A 16569-nucleotide genomic window follows, 5' to 3' on the forward strand; every position below is an offset into this window, starting at 1 on the left:
CGATTGACATGGAAAATTCAACATTGAAACTCAAAATTAAATCGGAGATTGAAAAATTGATTTCCGAAAGTTGCGCCAACCCCCAATCGACCAAAAAATTCGAAACCTTACATGTTGCACTTCTAAAAAAACATTATAATGCAGCAGATGTATCCATCGACTATCACAGAAAACGAATAGTCCTGGATATTGTAATGGATGACACCTTTTATGAACCTTCAAAAGTGAACATGACCCTTCCTATTCTACATGCAAACCTATTTTTTAAAAATCTAAAGGATTTTCTAAAATCATGTATTGTCACAGACACCGAAAGTATGGGTTTTTATGCAGGATTACTCCGTACTTTTACCAATAAGGAGGTAAAACTTACAGCTGCTTGAAAGAATGAAGCACTGATTAAAGAACTAGCGCCTTTAGGCGCTTTTTTTTGTGCCCAATTAAAGGTTTCATTAACAGATTTCTATCAATAATTTTAATAGCTTAGCACACTTTAATTATCAAAATAGAATACCATGAAAAAGATTGCTTTTGTAATCCTATTTGCCATCAGTTTTACGATAAGTGCGCAAACCAATAACGAACTTCTAAAACATTATGAGGCATTTTACAAAGAAATGAGAATGCAGGCCGATATAAACGGAATGACCAATGCGTTGACACATTTGAACGTTCTTTCCCCTTCAAAAGCAAGAAAAGATACGCTGGCGTATATCTATGCCAATAACAATCAGCATATGCAAGCGCTTAATACTATTGGTTACGAAAAAAACGATTCCGATTCTGACTTGGCCGTACAAGTAAAGGCCATTTCCTTAAAAGCGATCAACCAGCCTAAAAGGGCTTTGGAACAAATGGAAATCCTGAACAAACGAACCCCTAATGCTTATCTGGCTTATGAACTGGCCGATCTTAAAATACAGACCGGGGACAATATCGGGGCAAGCACCAATATCGAATACGGATTGGCCAACGCCAAGGACGATATGAAATACGCTTTTTACGAAAGACAACAGCCTTATGAAGTTCCATTGAAGGCCGCATTTCTGCATTTAAAGGCACTTGTAAGCTATAATCAGGATAAAGCTAAAATCGATGAGGCCATTGCCTTAATAGATGAAGCCTTGAAAATAGAACCTAACTTTAACTTGGCGAGTTTAAGCAAACAAGCTTTGGAAGCAAGAAAAGCAGAACCCACTGAGGAGAAAAAATAACCCTTTTATTCTCACCTTATTTTTTGCTGCTTGAAAAATAAGTGGGTAGTGCTGTTACTTTTTTAATTTGTTCTATCTAGGCAAAGTGCAATACCGGCCTATTCATCATCCAATATCAATTGGGCATCGAAAGTATGGTTGACCACTGCGTTGAACTGTTGGCGCATAATGTTATAAGAATCGATCATTTCATTGACCGATGCCTCTGGGTCCAAATAATAATATAGATCACCCTTTACCTTTAGTAGATAGGTTTTGAATACTTTCTGTCTACTTTTTATCTGCGGTGTATCGAACTGTTCCGGGTAAGTAGATTTCTCGAGCAATTTTTGCTCTTCTATAATATTATCGATAGTAAGGCTTAGGTCATCCCTATTTCCGGCATTGTACAAAGCATCAAAACTGACATCCATGGCCATGAACTCTGGCCATTCTTGTAATATGGCACTGGCCTTGGAATCCAAAGAACGTTTTTTTGGCCATTTTTCGGTACTGATTACGTATCCCGAAGCATCTTGATCCACTTCCTCTTTTTGGGTTTCCTTACAGGAAACGGCTACAAAAAACACCAATAGGGTAATAAAGAATTTATGCATGGAGCGAATGTACAAATTTTAATAAAAGCTATATTTACCAAGTATTCATTTAACTACATTTTAATGCAAAAATCCATCTTAATATTAGGGGCTTGTGGACAAATAGGAACAGAACTTACTTATGTACTTCGGAAAAAACACGGAGCGACCACCGTTATAGCAAGTGATATTCGTGAAGGCAATGAAAGCTTGATGAATTCGGGACCTTTTGAACTTTTGGATGCTACGGATTATAATGCGCTTGAAGAAGTAATTGCCTATTATGAAATCAGCGAGGTATATTTAATGGCCGCGATGTTGAGTGCCACTGCTGAAAAATTTCCGATGCGCGCCTGGAACCTGAACATGAACTCTCTTTTCAATGTCTTGAACCTGGCAAAGGAGAAAAAAATAGATAAGATTTTTTGGCCATCGAGTATTGCGGTATTCGGCCCAAATACCCCTGTGGACGATACGCCCCAGAACACTATTATGGAACCTAGTACCGTTTATGGCATAAGTAAGCAATCCGGAGAACGTTGGTGTAATTATTATCATCAAAAATTCGGGGTAGACGTACGTAGTATCCGTTATCCCGGCCTTATCAGCTATAAAACGATGCCAGGTGGGGGAACCACTGATTATGCCGTGGAAATATACCATAAGGCACTTTCTTCCCAAACATATACTTGCTTTTTAAAAAAGGACACCAAACTACCCATGATGTTCATGGATGATGCCATAAGGGCAACACTTATGTTGATGGAAAGCCATCCTAATTCTATTAAAATACGATCCTCGTACAATCTTGCCGGAATGAGTTTTTGCCCAGAAGAAATAGCAGAAAGCATAAAGCGTGAGATTCCTGGATTCACAATCGATTACAAGCCCGATTTTAGACAAGAAATCGCCGATTCCTGGCCTAACAGCATCGATGACTCAATGGCTCGTATGCATTGGGGTTGGCAATCGGAATTCGACTTGGAAAGAACTACCCGGGAAATGCTCTATAATCTGAAAGAAAACAAACAATAGAAAGCTTCTTAGGGCTACCTGAATCCTAAGAAGCCGATTTTTTGATTCTAAATACTGAATTTCAACTTTCGTTCAATGGCCATGATCATTTCATTGGCGATATCTTTTCCTGTGGCATTTTCGATACCCTCAAGGCCGGGGGAGGAATTCACCTCTAGTAAAAGAGGTCCTTTGTTCGATCGGATTATATCAACACCGGCAACGGCCAAGTTCAGCACTTTGGCTGCTTTTATGGCCAATTTTTTCTCCTCGGACGTAATTTTGATAATCGATGCTTTTCCGCCTTGATGTATATTGGCCCTAAATTCCCCTTTTTCGGCCTGTCTCTGCATTGATGCGACTACCTTACCGTTAACAACGAAACAACGGATATCCTGCCCATTGGCCTCCTTGATGAACTCTTGTACCAAAATATTGGTGTTCACGCTTTTAAAGGCATTTATAACACTCTCAGCGGCCTTATTGGTCTCGGCCAGAACAACACCCTTTCCTTGGGTACTTTCCAATAATTTTATGATGAGCGGTGCGCCATTGACCATTTTAATAAGGTCCTTGGTATCCATGGGGGATTTTGCAAAACCCGTTATCGGAATATGGATGTCATTTTTCGAAAATAACTGGGATGCGAAAAGTTTGTCCCTAGACTGGGTAATAGCTTCAGCCGTATTCTGGCAATACACCCCTAAATTATCGAATTGTCGAATTAAAGCACACGCATAAAAAGTCACCGATGGTTTGATCCGTGGAATGACCGCATCAAACTCATTTAGAATATTACCTCCCCTATATCGAATTTCAGGCGAATGCGCATCTAACTTCATATAGGCCAATTCAACATTGAGGAAAACGATTTCATGACCCCTAGCCTCTGCCGCCTCTATAATACGTTTGTTACTATAAAGTTGGGGATTACTCGCCAGAAGGGCGATTTTCAATCCGGTTTTCTGCTTATAAAATGGTCGATATTTTAGGTCAATTTCTTCATCGGTAAAGTACTGCACTTTATAACTTTCAGCAGGATTTACCATATACCTGTCCATTAAAGCCTCCCTACCCAAAAGCATGCGAAACTCCATGGTATCCCTATTCGCCAGCGTCAATTCAATGTCAAAGGTATCGTCCCCCAATGTAACCGGAGTCTTCACGACCAAACGTTCTTCGGATATTCCACTGGAACTTTTGACCATTCTCCTGTCGACCAACCTAGCTTCGCATTGTAGGGTTATACTCCTGTTTTCCTGCAATGGATTTACCTCAAATTTCACCCATTCCTGAGCGCCTTTATTGATTACCTTAATATTGGTTGCTTGTAGCGATGAGGTTTTTGCGCCTGAGTCTACCCTAGCCTTGATACTCGGTATGCCCAATTGATCAAAAACACACCATTCCTCACTACCGATAATACGCAATTCGTTCTGCGCCATAAATTTATTTTATTATTAACTTTTCGTATTCGATATACTTTTTAGAAGTATTTACTTTGATGCACACCCGTCTTTTACCTTTATGTCAAAAAGCAAAACCCAGAACTTTATTACGGGTTAAAGTTTACTTTTTCTTCAATTCATAAAGATCTGTTCTTCTATCCTTTAGATTATGTACTGCCCCGAACTGGTTAAGTTCCCTTAGTAGATCAATGTCCACATCCGCGATAAGTATCATTTCGGTATTTGGGGTAGCTTCCGCCTTTATACCATTGGTAGGAAATGAGAAATCACAGGGTGTAAAAACCATTGATTGTGCAAATTGGATATCCATGTTCTGTACATTGGGTAAATTACCCACACTACCTGCAATCGCTACATAACACTCATTTTCTATGGCTCTTGCCTGCGCACAATTACGAACCCTTGAATAACCGTTTTGGGTATCGGTCAAAAATGGAACGAACAGTATATTCATACCTTCATCGGCCAAAATACGGCCCAATTCAGGAAACTCGACATCATAGCATATTAAAATACCGATTTTGCCACAATCGGTATCAAATGCCTTTATCTGATTACCTCCTTGCATTCCCCATACCTTTGCCTCATCGGGGGTTACATGTATCTTTTCATAGCGCTCCACACTGCCATCCCTTCTACACAAATACCCCACATTCAATAAACGGCCATCTACGATTTCTGGCATACTACCCGAAATGATATTGATGTTATATGAAATAGAAAATTCGGAAAATTTTTGAACTATGGCCTCTGTATGTTTGGCCAATTCCCGGATGGCATCCGGTGTGGACAAATGGTTATGATCGGCCATAAGCGGTGCATTGAAAAATTCGGGCATCATAGCAAAATCGGAACGGTATCCCGATACGGCATCAATAAAGTATTCTGCCTGTTGCAACAAAGCCTCCAAATCTTTATAGGGTCTCATTTGCCATTGGATCAAGCCCAACCGAATAATGGTTTTCTTCGTTGCTGCTTTCTTTGAAGGTTTATGGTAATAGATATTGTCCCACTCCATTAAAATGGCAAACTCATTGGATGCTTCATCCCCTTCTAAATAACCCTTCATCACTTTTGCAGGGTGAAAATCATTACTGATCTGAAAATTAAGAACGGGATCCTGAATTTCTTTCAATCTGACCTTTGCAATATATTCCTTGGGGGTAAGTTTCTCGGCATATTTATGGAAATTGGGCATTCTTCCCCCAAAAACAATGCTCTTCAAATTCAATTTCTCACAAAGTTCCTTGCGGTAGTCATATAATCTTCGACCTAATCGTAAACCACGGAACTCAGGTTTTATGAAAACATCGATACCATATAATACATCTCCATCATCAGTATGGGTATTGAAAGTATAGTTGCCCGTAATCTCCTTATAAGTGTGGTCATCTTCGTACTTGTCATAATCAACAATAATCGATAAGGCACAACCGGCCAAATGGCCGTTGATTTTTATGACAACCTGGCCTTCAGGAAACTTGTCGATCAATAACCGAAGTTGTTCCTCTTTCCAATAGGACCCGGGCATATTGGTATAGGAAGACAACATAGCTTCCTTAAGTTCCTTGTAATCATCAAGATCCAGGAACTTTAATTCGATATTTTCAATTTCTTTTATTTTCATTTTTGGATAGGTGATTGGGTTAGCCTTTAATCCGCATGGGATAAAGACTTTTAATCATAAGATAGGTTGTACAAAACGAAAGTTAGCCGTTCAATGAATTCTTAGAACCTAATCATCATCATTACCATCTTCCGGTAAATCCGGATCTGGAACTCCTTCTGGATCGTCATCGTCAAAGTCATCGTAATCATCCTCATCGTAATTTTCCATGGTATACTCCAGCTTGGCACTGATCTTTACCAAATACTTGGTATCCTCAGTCAATACCTCAACGGCCTCGACCCTTTCCCCATTGGCATTTCTAAATGAAATGATATTACGATCATCATAACCATCGGGATACCTTTCTACCAAAAGTTTAAGCACCTCTGGTGTAAGTTTTTTGAAATCGACTATTACTCGTTTTAAATGTGCGTGCTTGTCCATAATTACATGTCTAAAAGGTAAGCAAAAATTAAAGGCGCCACTATGGTCGCATCACTTTCTATTATAAATTTAGGGGTATCGATATCCAACTTACCCCAAGTAATCTTCTCATTGGGAACAGCTCCGGAATATGACCCATAACTGGTGGTCGAATCGCTGATCTGACAAAAATAACTCCAGAACGGCGTATCTGTGCGCTCCATATCTTGGTACAACATCGGTACCACACAAATTGGGAAATCGCCTGCAATACCCCCTCCTATCTGGAAGAATCCGATACCGTTCTTTGAATTATCGGTATACCAATCTGCCAAGAAGGTCATATATTCTATTCCTGATTTCATGGTACTGGCCTTAAGTTCCCCTTTTAAAACATAGGAAGCAAAAATATTTCCCATGGTGCTATCTTCCCATCCCGGACAAACAATGGGCAGGTTTTTCTCCGCTGCCGCATACATCCAAGAATCTTTTAGGTCTATTTCATAATATTCTTCCAAAACTCCGGAAAGCAACATTTTATACATATACTCATGAGGCAAATAACGTTCACCTTTTTCCTCGGCTTCTTTCCAAATCTTAAATATATGTTCTTGTAAGCGTCGAAACGCCTCTTCCTCCGGAATACAGGTATCGGTTACCCTATTGAGTCCTTTTTCCAACAGATCCCATTCTTCCTGGGGTGTTAAATCCCTATAGTTAGGCACACGTTTATAATGGGAATGTGCAACCAGGTTCATGATATCCTCTTCCAGATTGGCCCCAGTGCAAGAAACGATCTGAACTTTATCCTGACGGATCATTTCGGCAAAAATCTTACCCAACTCCGCAGTACTCATTGCCCCAGCCAAGGACACCAACATTTTAGAACCCTTTTGCAATTGTGCTTCATAACCTTTGGCCGCATCGACCAAAGCCGCAGCATTGAAATGCAAATAATATTTCTCTATAAAATCGGAGATAGCTCCTTTAGTCTTCATCATCCTCAAATTTTGATTGGGTGTTCCCCGATTTATAATTTACATCATAGGTGTTATCATAGTCATCATCAACATCTTCGCCCATGAATTTATAGCTTAACATTTTATAATACAACTTAGCGGCCAAAAAATCGGATGATTTATCATGGACATTGGGGCATAATTCTACGATATCAAAGCCTACCACGTTCTTCTCCTCGAACACTTGCTTTAAGAACTCCAAGGTCTCGTACCAGAATAAACCTCCCGGCTCCGGTGTTCCTGTTGATGGAAGAATGGAGGGGTCTAAGGCATCCAAATCAAAGGTAATGAACACATTCTCTGTCATTAGGTCTATGACCTTATCCATCCAGTATTCATCATTGACCATATCATGTGCGAAAAATGTTTTTTCCTCATCCACGAAGGTCTTTTCAATAGCATCCATGGAACGAATTCCGATCTGGATAAGATTTGTTGTTTGACTGGCCTCGTGCACCGCACATGCATGGTTGCAACGGGAACCATCATAAGACTCCCTTAAATCGGCATGGGCATCAATATGTAATACGGTCAGATTGTCGAAACATTCATTGAACGCCCTAATACTTCCTATTGAAATTGAATGTTCCCCTCCAAAAAGTGTAACGAATTTATTTCGTTTAATATATTCCTTGGTCACTTTGTGTACAGCATCTACCATTGATTCGGGAGAATCGTCTTCGGTTACCGGTTTTGTTAAGTGAACACCTTGTTTATACACTTCGGAATCGGTTTCAATATCATACAATTCCATATTTTCAGCAGCATCCAAGAATGCTTCCGGACCTTTATCGGCCCCTTTTCCCCAAGTGCTTGTACCGTCATAGGGCACAGGAATCAAAACTACCTTCGAAGTTTCCAATTGTGCGAATTCGTCGGCAATACCAGCGTAATTCTTTGTTGTACTCATCTCTTTAAAATTAATTTGTTTTTATATTATCCGTTAGATGGAATTGTTTGTTCATTTAGTGCGCCGTTATGGGAGAATGTGGGCTCGTTATTACTATCATAGCCCAGTATCCTTAACATCTGCTCTGCTTTTTGCTGGGGTTTGAAAAGGGTAGTCGTCAATTCCCCATTTTCATCCCTATCAATTATGATATGTTTGGGTTGTGGAATAAGGCAATGCTGTAAACCACCTACACCCCCAATAGAATCTTGATAGGCCCCAGTATTGAAGAATCCAATATAAAGTGGTTTGCTTTTACTGTATTTTGGCAAATAAATAGCGTTCCTGTTCTGTTCGCTATTGTAATAATCATCACTATCGCACGTGAGTCCGCCCAAAAGTACACGCTCATATTCATCGTTCCATCTATTGATGGGTAACATTATGAATCTTTTATTTATGGCCCAAGTATCTGGAAGGGTAGTAATGAAAGATGAATCTATCATGTTCCATTTTTCCCGGTCATTCTGTTGTTTTTGGTATAAGATCTCATAAATGGCTCCTCCACTCTCACCAACGGTGAAACTACCGAATTCCGTAAAAATATGTGGTACGGCAACTTCTGCCTCGTTACAGGCAATATTGATCTGGTTTATGATCTCATCGACCATATACTCATAATCATACTCGAAGGCCAATGAATTCTTTATTGGGAACCCACCGCCAATATTAAGACTATCAAGAGAAGGGCAAATCTTCTTCAATCTTACATACACCTTTAGGCACTTGGCCAATTCGTTCCAATAATAGGCATTGTCACGGATTCCCGTGTTAATGAAAAAGTGGAGCATTTTAAGTTCTACCTTGTCATTGTCCTTGATTTGGTTTTCATAAAAGGGCACTATGTTCTTATATCCGATTCCCAATCGTGAGGTATAAAACTCGAACTTAGGCTCTTCTTCAGACGCAATACGGATACCTACCTTGAAATTATCTTCCACAACATCTGACAATAGATCTATCTCTTCATAATTATCTATGATAGGAATGCAATTTCGATGGCCGGAATTTATGAGTCGACCAATATTATCAATGTACTGCTCGCGTTTAAAACCGTTACAAAGAATATATGCATCGTCTTTTATTTTACCCTTTTCCTTTAGGTTTTCAATGATATTGATATCAAAGGCCGATGAAGTCTCTATATGGATATCATTTTTTAACGCCTCATGCATCACGTGCTGAAAATGGGAACTTTTCGTACAATAACAATAATTGTACTTTCCCTTATACCCGTTCTTTTCGATAGCCTTTGAAAACCAATTCTTGGCCCGCATTATATTTTCAGAAATTTTGGGTAAATAGGTGAATTTCAATGGACTTCCATATTTCTGAACAAGTTGGTTCAGAGGAATACCGTGAAATTGCAAGTTGTCGTTATCAAGTGAAAACTCCTCTTGCGGAAAATCAAATGTTTGATCGATTAGATCAATATATTTTGTGTTCATTGAACAGATGAATATTTAAAATTAAAACAATAAAATTTTGGTAAAAGATCGAAACCTTTTAAATCCGGTCCTATGTTTTAAAATCAAATAACGAATTGTTCCGCCGTGGTAGGAATGAAAAAATAATCGTGCTGGCTGCAGACGATAGTAGAGTTCTTATCAGAAGTAAGCTTTAAATTCCGGTTACCCAATCCCTGGGCTGACAATGGGTTTGACTTCCTAATTCCCATAGTCCCGAACATACAAACACTATTCATTATGTTCAGCTAAAAGCCATATACCAAACTAATACGTTCCTAGTTTGATGGTACAAATAAAATCAAAAAATATATAAAACAAGCTTTTTACAAAAAAATACTTCAAAAAATATTTTAATAACCACAATTACACCTAACCAATTCACTCATAGCTAATTAATCCTTATATTTAGAATTAAAACCAGTGGCATGAAAACAATAAATACGATATTTTGCTTATTATTTTTTTTAGTCAGCTCAGTTACACTTCCTATTTATGCGCAAATCGCATCAGGAGTGTATTTTTCAACAGCCAAAAACACCTCCCATGAGGTAAAACTATCCGATAACTATTTTACCTATTCGATCTACGAAAACTCTCCGGCAAAATTTATAAAGACCCTTGGGGGATTCTATCAGGTCGAGGATAAACAATTAGTGGTACTTCTTGAATTTAATTCTAATTATGCACAAGATTCGATTAAACAACTGAGTATTCCTTTTGAAAAAAATGGCAATAAATTGATTCTTGAAATGAAATCCAAATTGCAATTTAAACATGCTGCAAAAATAAACCAGGATTTAGATGGGCAATGGTTGTTCGGTATTCGTGGGCCAGACCAGGGACAAGAGCGAAGAGGGGACAGCAAAGCCCGAAAAACATTGAAATTCTTATTGGACGGAAGGTTCCAATGGATTGCATACAATACCGACACCATGAAATTCCACGGAACCGGTGGTGGCTCTTTCTCCTCTAAAGACGGGGTTTATCAAGAAAATATAGCCTTTTTCTCCAAAGATGATTCTCGGGTCGGGGCAGAACTTTCCTTTGGGTATAAAATCATGGGAGATGACTGGCATCACCAAGGAAATAATAGCAAAGGGGAGCCTATGTATGAAATATGGATGAGGAGGAAAAAATAATCCTAGCTATCTTTCAGTTGAATGCTTCTCAAAAAATCTTGTTTGAAGTACCTAATTATTCCAAAATACTTTATTTTTGCCTTCTTATTTCAAGGGCCTCGTAGTTCAATGGATAGAATAGAAGTTTCCTAAACTTTAGATGCAAGTTCGATTCTTGCCGAGGCTACTTAAAATAAATACACTTTACCTCCCTTTTCAATTCCTTTGTTTTTCTACAAAATTCAGTAATAATGGTATTGCCGGATAAACCATATCATGGGCATACCCATCCAACTCCATCAACTCAATATCAGGATGTTCTACAATCTTCATCATTCTATAGAAATAGGCATTTTCCTCGTATCTTCCCAATAGTTCCAACTCCCGGTTTCCTGTTATCAACAAAAAAGGAGGGGCATCTTTACGTACATGGTACAGCGGAGCGAAAGCATCAACAATGGGTTGTGTGCCTTCTATTCCCCTTTCTTTACGAATCGTAAAGTGGGTTATGGTATGACCGCTGAAAGGGATTATCCCGGCCAAACTATCGGCATCAACTTGATATTTTGCTAAATAATGTTTGTCCAAGGCAATCATACTCGCCAAATATCCCCCAGCCGAATGTCCGCTTACGAATACCTTGGAAGCATCGCCATTATATCTCTTTATGTTCTTTACCACCCATGCGACAGCCGCCGCCGCATCTTCAATATAAACGGGGTTTTTAACCTTGGGGTGCAACCTGTAGTTGACAGCTACGACAATTACCCCTTTCTTTAATAAACCTTCTGGTATATGTTTGGAGCCAAATTCAAGTCCACCACCATGAAACCAAACTATTGTAGGGACGTTCGTGGTGTCCTTAGGAAAATAAACGTCTAACTTACAGCGCTCTTTTAAATAGGCATCGGTTGCCTGCGTTGACATACTATAATAGGGTAAATCCTCAATAAGTTGATATCCTTTTTGGGCCAATACGAAATATGAACTTAAAAGAAACCCAATTAAAACAAGTTTTGTTTTGGCCATGACGATCAATCTTCAAATACTTCAACGACCATTTCAATTTCAACAGCCATATTATTTGGTAATGAACCCATACCAACGGCAGCTCTTGCGTGCTTACCCCTATCACCAAAAACATCTACCATTAGATCCGAATACCCATTGATCACTTTTGAATGATCTTTAAATTCAGGTACTGCATTGACCATACCCGTGACCTGTACAATACGTTTTATCTTATTCAGGTTCCCCAATTCAGATTTAAGTACGGATAATTGCTGTATACCTACGGATTTTGCCGCAGCGTAACCCTGATCTACATTATACTCATCTCCCAATTTACCAATGATTGTCTCCCCTACTTCATTTTTTGGCCCTTTACCGGCTAAAAAAACAAGGTTCCCAGCACGAACGGCATGGACATAATTAGCCAAAGGTGCTGAAATCTCCTGCAATTGCAGACCTAATTCTTCAAGCCGTTTTTCGGGATCGTACCCCTCGGGTGATTTATGTTTCGAAATTTCCGGGGCTTTTACTTCTAGGTTATCTTTATTTCCGGATGTGCAGGAGGAGGCTATGATCAACACTGCCAGCAAGGTTAGATATTTCATGGATAAGGTTCTTTAAACCAAAAATACTAAATTAGAATACAGTATATAAAAAAAGGGATAACCGAAATCACTTTCGAATTATCCCTGGGGGAACGTAACAAACACAACCCTCATTATCTTACATCATGGATTTGAACCACGCTTGTCCAAAAATTGGATTTAGCCTATATGATATATCCTATGATTATAATTTTTGTCCTTGTCAGTCCTTTTTTCTTTTTCATTGACTTTTAACCGTTTACAATATGTTGTTAAGAATCTGTAGCATGATCATTATACTGAACAGAATTAATAACCCATAACCATTCTCTTTTCTTTTCATAGCAATTTTACTCTTCCTCAATTGCAAAGCCCATTCTTTTCAACTGATTCTCGTTACGCATTTCTTGCAATTCAAATTTTAGCACATCGCCAATAAAAGCCGATCCAACAAACAATTCCTCATCATGCCCAGCGCGTTTTATTTCTTGACCCCTATTTGTGCTCTTCTTAATTCCCGAATCCTTTAAATAATTATTCCTTAACGTTAAAAGATCGTTCCATTTTCCCTGATTAGGCATTGTGCATTGTATTTTGTCCATTCAACGTTGTTGACCCTACGGGTCTTTTATTCTATTAAAAAAAGACCCTGCAAGCAGGGTCTTTTAAACCAACCAACTAATTAAAACCTAAATTACTTTAATTACTATCAAAACCCTGGTTGGTTTTTTCAGTCCATTGGAAAAACCAATTAAAATTCCAATGGATTTAAACGGATAAAACGGTTAGTGTTAGTATAGCATTCTATCCCTTAATATTTTTGGGATGGTCTTTTAGGTTTTACCTTTCGGCCATCCTTAGATTTTCACTTTTCCATTCTGATAATCCTATTCAGATTGTTCTGACCAACTTTAGATTTTATCATTATTTTGCGTTTCAGCAATTTAGTCGGTAGAATAATGTATAGTGTCGTTAAAAAGACAATTACACTGATTCCAAAAAATAGTTCTACTAAAATAGATGTGTTCATATGTGTTCGATAACTGTAGAATCGTTCTCCTTGAATTCTAATTACACACAAATCTAAACAAGTGTTTAATCTTAAATTGAAGAAAAGAGTGAAGAGAATTATTTGTCGATAAACAGTATGTTTTATTCGACGTAATACACTTTTATAGGTATTTTCTTACTTTTTTACTTAATATAAGTAGAATCAGCAAAGAAAAATACCCCTGATTGATCTAGTATGGTGCTTCTTACTTAAGAAACTTGACCATGGTGTTAAGGAGTTCATCAAAATCGAATGGTTTTGTTACAACGGCATTCATTCCCAATGATAAATAATCCTCAATGCTTTCCTCGAAAACATTGGCTGTAACCCCGATAATCGGGATTTTTTTAATGTTCTTAAAAGGGAATTCACGTATTAATTTGGTTATTTGATCCCCAGAAACATTGGGAAGGTCAACATCCATAAGAATGATGTCATAGGAATTGTTGATCACGGTCTCGAAAACCAGCGCCCCGTCATTGACCAAATCAATATAAAAGAAATTGGTGTCCATAAGTGTTTTGAACAATACCATTTGTGTTCGTTCATCATCCTCAACCAGTAAAACCTTATATTTTTTATCTGCCTTCAACTTACTTATGTCCGAATTCTTCTTTTTGGCCCTATCTATCGGTTTTGATGCAAGATCTAAAGCATATGTAAGTGTAATATCAAAATAAAAAGTGGTGCCTTTGCCCAGTTCGGATTTTACATGGACCTCACTTCCCATTAAACCGACCAACCCCTTTACGATTGAAAGTCCCAAACCTGCCCCTTCCTTTTTACCCTCGGATTCTAATTGGATAAAGCTCTCAAATATGGCATTTGTCTTTTCTGAAGGTATCCCCACACCGGTATCGGAAACCTCGAACCGCAAGCTAACTTTATTCGCCCTTTTTTGGTTAAGCGATACATTCAGGGTTATCGTACCTTCTTCGGTAAATTTCAGGGCATTGTCAAGTAAATTCGTAAGAACCTGGAATACCCTTAAACGATCACCTTCTATAAATTCAGGGATTTTCTTATCATAATCCATTTTAAAACGAATGGCACCCCCATTGGTTTTTGACCGGTAGGTAAAATCGATTAGCTCTAGCAAACTAATAAGACTGAATATCTTGTTCCGTAACTGTAATTTACCGGAAGCGATCATGCTTATACTCATGATGTCATCGAGCAATAATTTTAGATTGGTATTCGATTCTTTCAGAAAATCGACCATTTGGCTTTGCTCGTTATTCAATTTACTACCTTCAAGTAGTTTGGTAATTGAAATTATACTCGTTAACGGATTTCTTAATTCGTGACTGAAATTACGGATAAAAGCATTTTTAAACCGTTCCCTTTCTTCCAGTTCCAAATTCTTTAGAACAACCAATTCCGAATTGATTATAGATTCGTTCCTTGCCTGTGCAATCTGTTGATACGAGTTATAATGCCCGGTAAGGTTATAAATAACGAGAAGGACCAGCTTCCCCTTCTTCATCATTTTTACATCGGTAATGAACTCTTTTTCATTAAACTCCAGATGAACGCAATTATAGGTCATCGTTTCGTCAGAAATATCTAAAAAAGCCGAATATGTAGCGAAAAAAGGATGTAATTCATAGATATAATCCCCTAAGTTCAGTTTTAAGAATGTCTGATCACTTTCAAGGATCGTCCCTTCTTGATCGATAAGGACAAATTGTATGTTCTGATTAATGTATTGTTCTTTGTACTGCTTAAGAGAGGTCATTCAATAACGTTGCTAAATGGGTGAACATTTCATTTACACTGTCCCCTGTTTTTGCACTGGTGAGATAATCCGCTTTTATACCATTGTCCTTAAGGAGAATTTGCAGTTCATCATTGATTACCAGATCTTTTTTGTTGCCCACGACGATCAAAGGTGTGTCGGGGGTTTTCTGGGCAACAATTTCTAAATCCCTATTTAAATTTTGGAAGGTAGATGGTCTACTAACATCAAAAACGAAGACTACCCCGTGCGTGCCCAATAAATAGGCCTGCCTGATCATCTGTACCTCATCTGTACCTTCAAGGTCCCAAATTATCAATGAAACCGATTCATCAGCATTTACCTCAACAACTTTTTTAGTGATATGAACACCTATTGTTACCTTGTATTTATCTGAAAAACTATCTTCTACAAATCTGCGGATCAATGATGTTTTACCAACACCGAAATGACCCAGTATTACTATTTTCTTAGATTTTTGCATTGCCAAAATATTCTGCGAGCTTTTTTTCTATGAGTTTTGTACTTATTGTATCTGCAGGATGTTCAAGATGACGACTCGTATAAATCAAATCGAGGTTCATTTCCATGAAATTATGGTAAAAATCAAAAATGATATCCTGCACTTTGTCTTTTGTCTTTAAACTATAAGAGCCGGAAATTACTACGGCAACGTAATAGTTCACGAAACTTTGTATGTGAATATTATATAACTCGTATTCGATAAGTTCCAGTTCCTGGTTTTTCTGGTTAAAAGCATCCTCAACAAAAGATTTAATCGCAGTCAGCATTCCGGAGATCATCTCTTCGTCAATAGTTTCGGTCTTGGAGTAACCTGCTTTTAACAGTCCCGAATCCCTTTCTATCAACAAAACCTGTTCTACCTTTTCTGAAGATAAGTCATTTAATAGTAATTCTTTCTCTTTACTTCCCCCGAAAAATGATCGTAACCTTCTTTTCCATGCGGATATAAAGCTCAACTGGTTATCTATCTTTTCCGATAGCACCTTTATTTCTTGAGCAACATATTTTTTGACCATTTTACCTAAAATAGGGTACAACGCATCGACAACCTCATCTTTATGGTTGTGGATTTCCCTCTTTAAGGTTTCGGTAATTACAGGGCCAAGGGTGTTGGGTATGTTCTTTGCGAAATCATCTATTTGCCTTTCCACAATGGGATTGACCCTGGACGCGAATTTTTCCCTGTTGTTATAGGTTTGCTCCAACAATTCGATACGGTCGGCGATTTTATCAATATCTTCCCGATCCTCGGTGAATAAAATATCCTTAAGAATTTCCAGCCTATCTTTTTCGCTCATTCGA

At 38.3% G+C, this 16569-nt stretch carries 17 protein-coding genes and 1 tRNA gene; 5 read left to right on the forward strand and 13 right to left on the reverse strand.

Going from position 1 to position 16569, the window contains the following annotated elements; genetic code table 11:
* Window positions 1-8: 8 nt before the first annotated feature.
* Both R3X28_RS00755 and R3X28_RS00760 read left to right on the forward strand, forming a co-directional pair.
* Window positions 9-383: a hypothetical protein gene (locus tag R3X28_RS00755; protein WP_317661681.1), complete on the forward strand. Its 375-nt coding sequence runs from the start codon at window positions 9-11 to the stop codon at window positions 381-383.
* 132 nt (window positions 384-515) lie between these two features.
* Complete coding sequence (locus R3X28_RS00760) at window positions 516-1214, forward strand: hypothetical protein (protein WP_154365630.1); 699 nt, start codon at window positions 516-518, stop codon at window positions 1212-1214.
* Between the two features lie 98 nt (window positions 1215-1312).
* On the opposite strand, the gene R3X28_RS00765 is transcribed toward R3X28_RS00760, so the two are convergent.
* The gene (locus tag R3X28_RS00765; RefSeq protein ID WP_154365633.1) at window positions 1313-1810 is read right to left on the reverse strand and encodes a hypothetical protein; all 498 of its coding nucleotides are present in this window, start codon (window positions 1808-1810) and stop codon (window positions 1313-1315) included.
* 63 nt (window positions 1811-1873) lie between these two features.
* Here R3X28_RS00765 and R3X28_RS00770 point away from each other — a divergent pair, with 63 nt between their 5' ends.
* Window positions 1874-2824: an NAD-dependent epimerase/dehydratase family protein gene (locus tag R3X28_RS00770; RefSeq protein ID WP_317661683.1), complete on the forward strand. Its 951-nt coding sequence runs from the start codon at window positions 1874-1876 to the stop codon at window positions 2822-2824.
* Window positions 2825-2871: 47 nt separating this feature from the next.
* Here the strand turns inward: R3X28_RS00770 and rimK are convergent, their stop codons facing one another.
* The 6 genes from rimK to R3X28_RS00800 all read right to left on the reverse strand — a co-directional run bounded on the left by rimK (window position 2872) and on the right by R3X28_RS00800 (window position 9720).
* Window positions 2872-4248, reverse strand: coding sequence for a 30S ribosomal protein S6--L-glutamate ligase (rimK, locus tag R3X28_RS00775; RefSeq protein WP_282055545.1), 1377 nt, complete (start codon window positions 4246-4248; stop codon window positions 2872-2874).
* 124 nt (window positions 4249-4372) lie between these two features.
* The gene (locus R3X28_RS00780; RefSeq protein ID WP_282055546.1) at window positions 4373-5899 is read right to left on the reverse strand and encodes a bifunctional GNAT family N-acetyltransferase/carbon-nitrogen hydrolase family protein; all 1527 of its coding nucleotides are present in this window, start codon (window positions 5897-5899) and stop codon (window positions 4373-4375) included.
* A gap of 108 nt (window positions 5900-6007) precedes the next feature.
* Complete coding sequence (locus R3X28_RS00785; RefSeq protein WP_154365640.1) at window positions 6008-6325, reverse strand: hypothetical protein; 318 nt, start codon at window positions 6323-6325, stop codon at window positions 6008-6010.
* Between the two features lie 2 nt (window positions 6326-6327).
* Complete coding sequence (locus tag R3X28_RS00790; protein WP_282055629.1) at window positions 6328-7302, reverse strand: deoxyhypusine synthase family protein; 975 nt, start codon at window positions 7300-7302, stop codon at window positions 6328-6330.
* Window positions 7292-8233 carry an agmatinase gene (speB, locus tag R3X28_RS00795; protein WP_317661686.1) on the reverse strand — a complete coding sequence of 314 codons (942 nt, stop codon included), beginning with the start codon at window positions 8231-8233 and terminating at the stop codon, window positions 7292-7294. Before speB ends, R3X28_RS00790 begins: the two co-directional genes overlap by 11 nt.
* 26 nt (window positions 8234-8259) lie before the next feature.
* A complete protein-coding gene (locus R3X28_RS00800) occupies window positions 8260-9720 on the reverse strand; it encodes an arginine decarboxylase (RefSeq protein WP_317661687.1) in 1461 nt (486 codons plus the stop codon).
* A 446-nt stretch (window positions 9721-10166) separates the two neighbouring features.
* Between R3X28_RS00800 and R3X28_RS00805 the strand changes: the two genes are divergently transcribed.
* On the forward strand, window positions 10167-10880 hold the full coding sequence (locus R3X28_RS00805) for a hypothetical protein (RefSeq protein ID WP_317661688.1): 714 nt from the start codon (window positions 10167-10169) through the stop codon (window positions 10878-10880).
* A 94-nt stretch (window positions 10881-10974) separates the two neighbouring features.
* Window positions 10975-11046: transfer RNA gene (locus tag R3X28_RS00810), tRNA-Arg, on the forward strand.
* Window positions 11047-11075: 29 nt separating this feature from the next.
* Here R3X28_RS00810 and R3X28_RS00815 read toward each other — a convergent pair.
* The 6 genes from R3X28_RS00815 to R3X28_RS00840 all read right to left on the reverse strand — a co-directional run bounded on the left by R3X28_RS00815 (window position 11076) and on the right by R3X28_RS00840 (window position 16565).
* Window positions 11076-11888: an alpha/beta hydrolase gene (locus R3X28_RS00815; RefSeq protein WP_317661689.1), complete on the reverse strand. Its 813-nt coding sequence runs from the start codon at window positions 11886-11888 to the stop codon at window positions 11076-11078.
* Between the two features lie 5 nt (window positions 11889-11893).
* Entirely contained in the window at window positions 11894-12475 is a 582-nt protein-coding gene (locus R3X28_RS00820) for a RidA family protein (protein ID WP_317661690.1), read from the reverse strand.
* Window positions 12476-12804: 329 nt separating this feature from the next.
* Window positions 12805-13035 (reverse strand): hypothetical protein, encoded by a 231-nt coding sequence (locus R3X28_RS00825; protein ID WP_317661691.1) that lies wholly within the window; start codon window positions 13033-13035, stop codon window positions 12805-12807.
* A 675-nt stretch (window positions 13036-13710) separates the two neighbouring features.
* Window positions 13711-15243, reverse strand: a complete 1533-nt coding sequence (locus tag R3X28_RS00830; protein ID WP_282055554.1) for a hybrid sensor histidine kinase/response regulator — start codon at window positions 15241-15243, stop codon at window positions 13711-13713.
* Complete coding sequence (locus tag R3X28_RS00835) at window positions 15230-15727, reverse strand: Rab family GTPase (RefSeq protein WP_154365656.1); 498 nt, start codon at window positions 15725-15727, stop codon at window positions 15230-15232. Before R3X28_RS00835 ends, R3X28_RS00830 begins: the two co-directional genes overlap by 14 nt.
* Window positions 15714-16565 (reverse strand): cell envelope biogenesis protein OmpA, encoded by an 852-nt coding sequence (locus R3X28_RS00840; protein ID WP_154365659.1) that lies wholly within the window; start codon window positions 16563-16565, stop codon window positions 15714-15716. Before R3X28_RS00840 ends, R3X28_RS00835 begins: the two co-directional genes overlap by 14 nt.
* Window positions 16566-16569 lie beyond the last annotated feature (4 nt).

The sequence above is a fragment of the Maribacter sp. TH_r10 genome, assembly GCF_033101095.1.
Classification (GTDB): domain Bacteria; phylum Bacteroidota; class Bacteroidia; order Flavobacteriales; family Flavobacteriaceae; genus Maribacter_A; species Maribacter_A luteus.

What these genes read in the sequence shown, in the direction of transcription:
- R3X28_RS00755 (WP_317661681.1), top strand. Translation starts at nt 9, where the DNA reads ATGGAAAATTCAACATTGAAACTCAAAATTAAATCGGAGATTGAAAAA.
- R3X28_RS00760 (WP_154365630.1), top strand. Translation starts at nt 516, where the DNA reads ATGAAAAAGATTGCTTTTGTAATCCTATTTGCCATCAGTTTTACGATA.
- R3X28_RS00765 (WP_154365633.1), bottom strand. Translation starts at nt 1,810, where the DNA reads ATGCATAAATTCTTTATTACCCTATTGGTGTTTTTTGTAGCCGTTTCC.
- R3X28_RS00770 (WP_317661683.1), top strand. Translation starts at nt 1,874, where the DNA reads ATGCAAAAATCCATCTTAATATTAGGGGCTTGTGGACAAATAGGAACA.
- rimK (WP_282055545.1), bottom strand. Translation starts at nt 4,248, where the DNA reads ATGGCGCAGAACGAATTGCGTATTATCGGTAGTGAGGAATGGTGTGTT.
- R3X28_RS00780 (WP_282055546.1), bottom strand. Translation starts at nt 5,899, where the DNA reads ATGAAAATAAAAGAAATTGAAAATATCGAATTAAAGTTCCTGGATCTT.
- R3X28_RS00785 (WP_154365640.1), bottom strand. Translation starts at nt 6,325, where the DNA reads ATGGACAAGCACGCACATTTAAAACGAGTAATAGTCGATTTCAAAAAA.
- R3X28_RS00790 (WP_282055629.1), bottom strand. Translation starts at nt 7,302, where the DNA reads ATGAAGACTAAAGGAGCTATCTCCGATTTTATAGAGAAATATTATTTG.
- speB (WP_317661686.1), bottom strand. Translation starts at nt 8,233, where the DNA reads ATGAGTACAACAAAGAATTACGCTGGTATTGCCGACGAATTCGCACAA.
- R3X28_RS00800 (WP_317661687.1), bottom strand. Translation starts at nt 9,720, where the DNA reads ATGAACACAAAATATATTGATCTAATCGATCAAACATTTGATTTTCCG.
- R3X28_RS00805 (WP_317661688.1), top strand. Translation starts at nt 10,167, where the DNA reads ATGAAAACAATAAATACGATATTTTGCTTATTATTTTTTTTAGTCAGC.
- R3X28_RS00815 (WP_317661689.1), bottom strand. Translation starts at nt 11,888, where the DNA reads ATGGCCAAAACAAAACTTGTTTTAATTGGGTTTCTTTTAAGTTCATAT.
- R3X28_RS00820 (WP_317661690.1), bottom strand. Translation starts at nt 12,475, where the DNA reads ATGAAATATCTAACCTTGCTGGCAGTGTTGATCATAGCCTCCTCCTGC.
- R3X28_RS00825 (WP_317661691.1), bottom strand. Translation starts at nt 13,035, where the DNA reads ATGCCTAATCAGGGAAAATGGAACGATCTTTTAACGTTAAGGAATAAT.
- R3X28_RS00830 (WP_282055554.1), bottom strand. Translation starts at nt 15,243, where the DNA reads ATGACCTCTCTTAAGCAGTACAAAGAACAATACATTAATCAGAACATA.
- R3X28_RS00835 (WP_154365656.1), bottom strand. Translation starts at nt 15,727, where the DNA reads ATGCAAAAATCTAAGAAAATAGTAATACTGGGTCATTTCGGTGTTGGT.
- R3X28_RS00840 (WP_154365659.1), bottom strand. Translation starts at nt 16,565, where the DNA reads ATGAGCGAAAAAGATAGGCTGGAAATTCTTAAGGATATTTTATTCACC.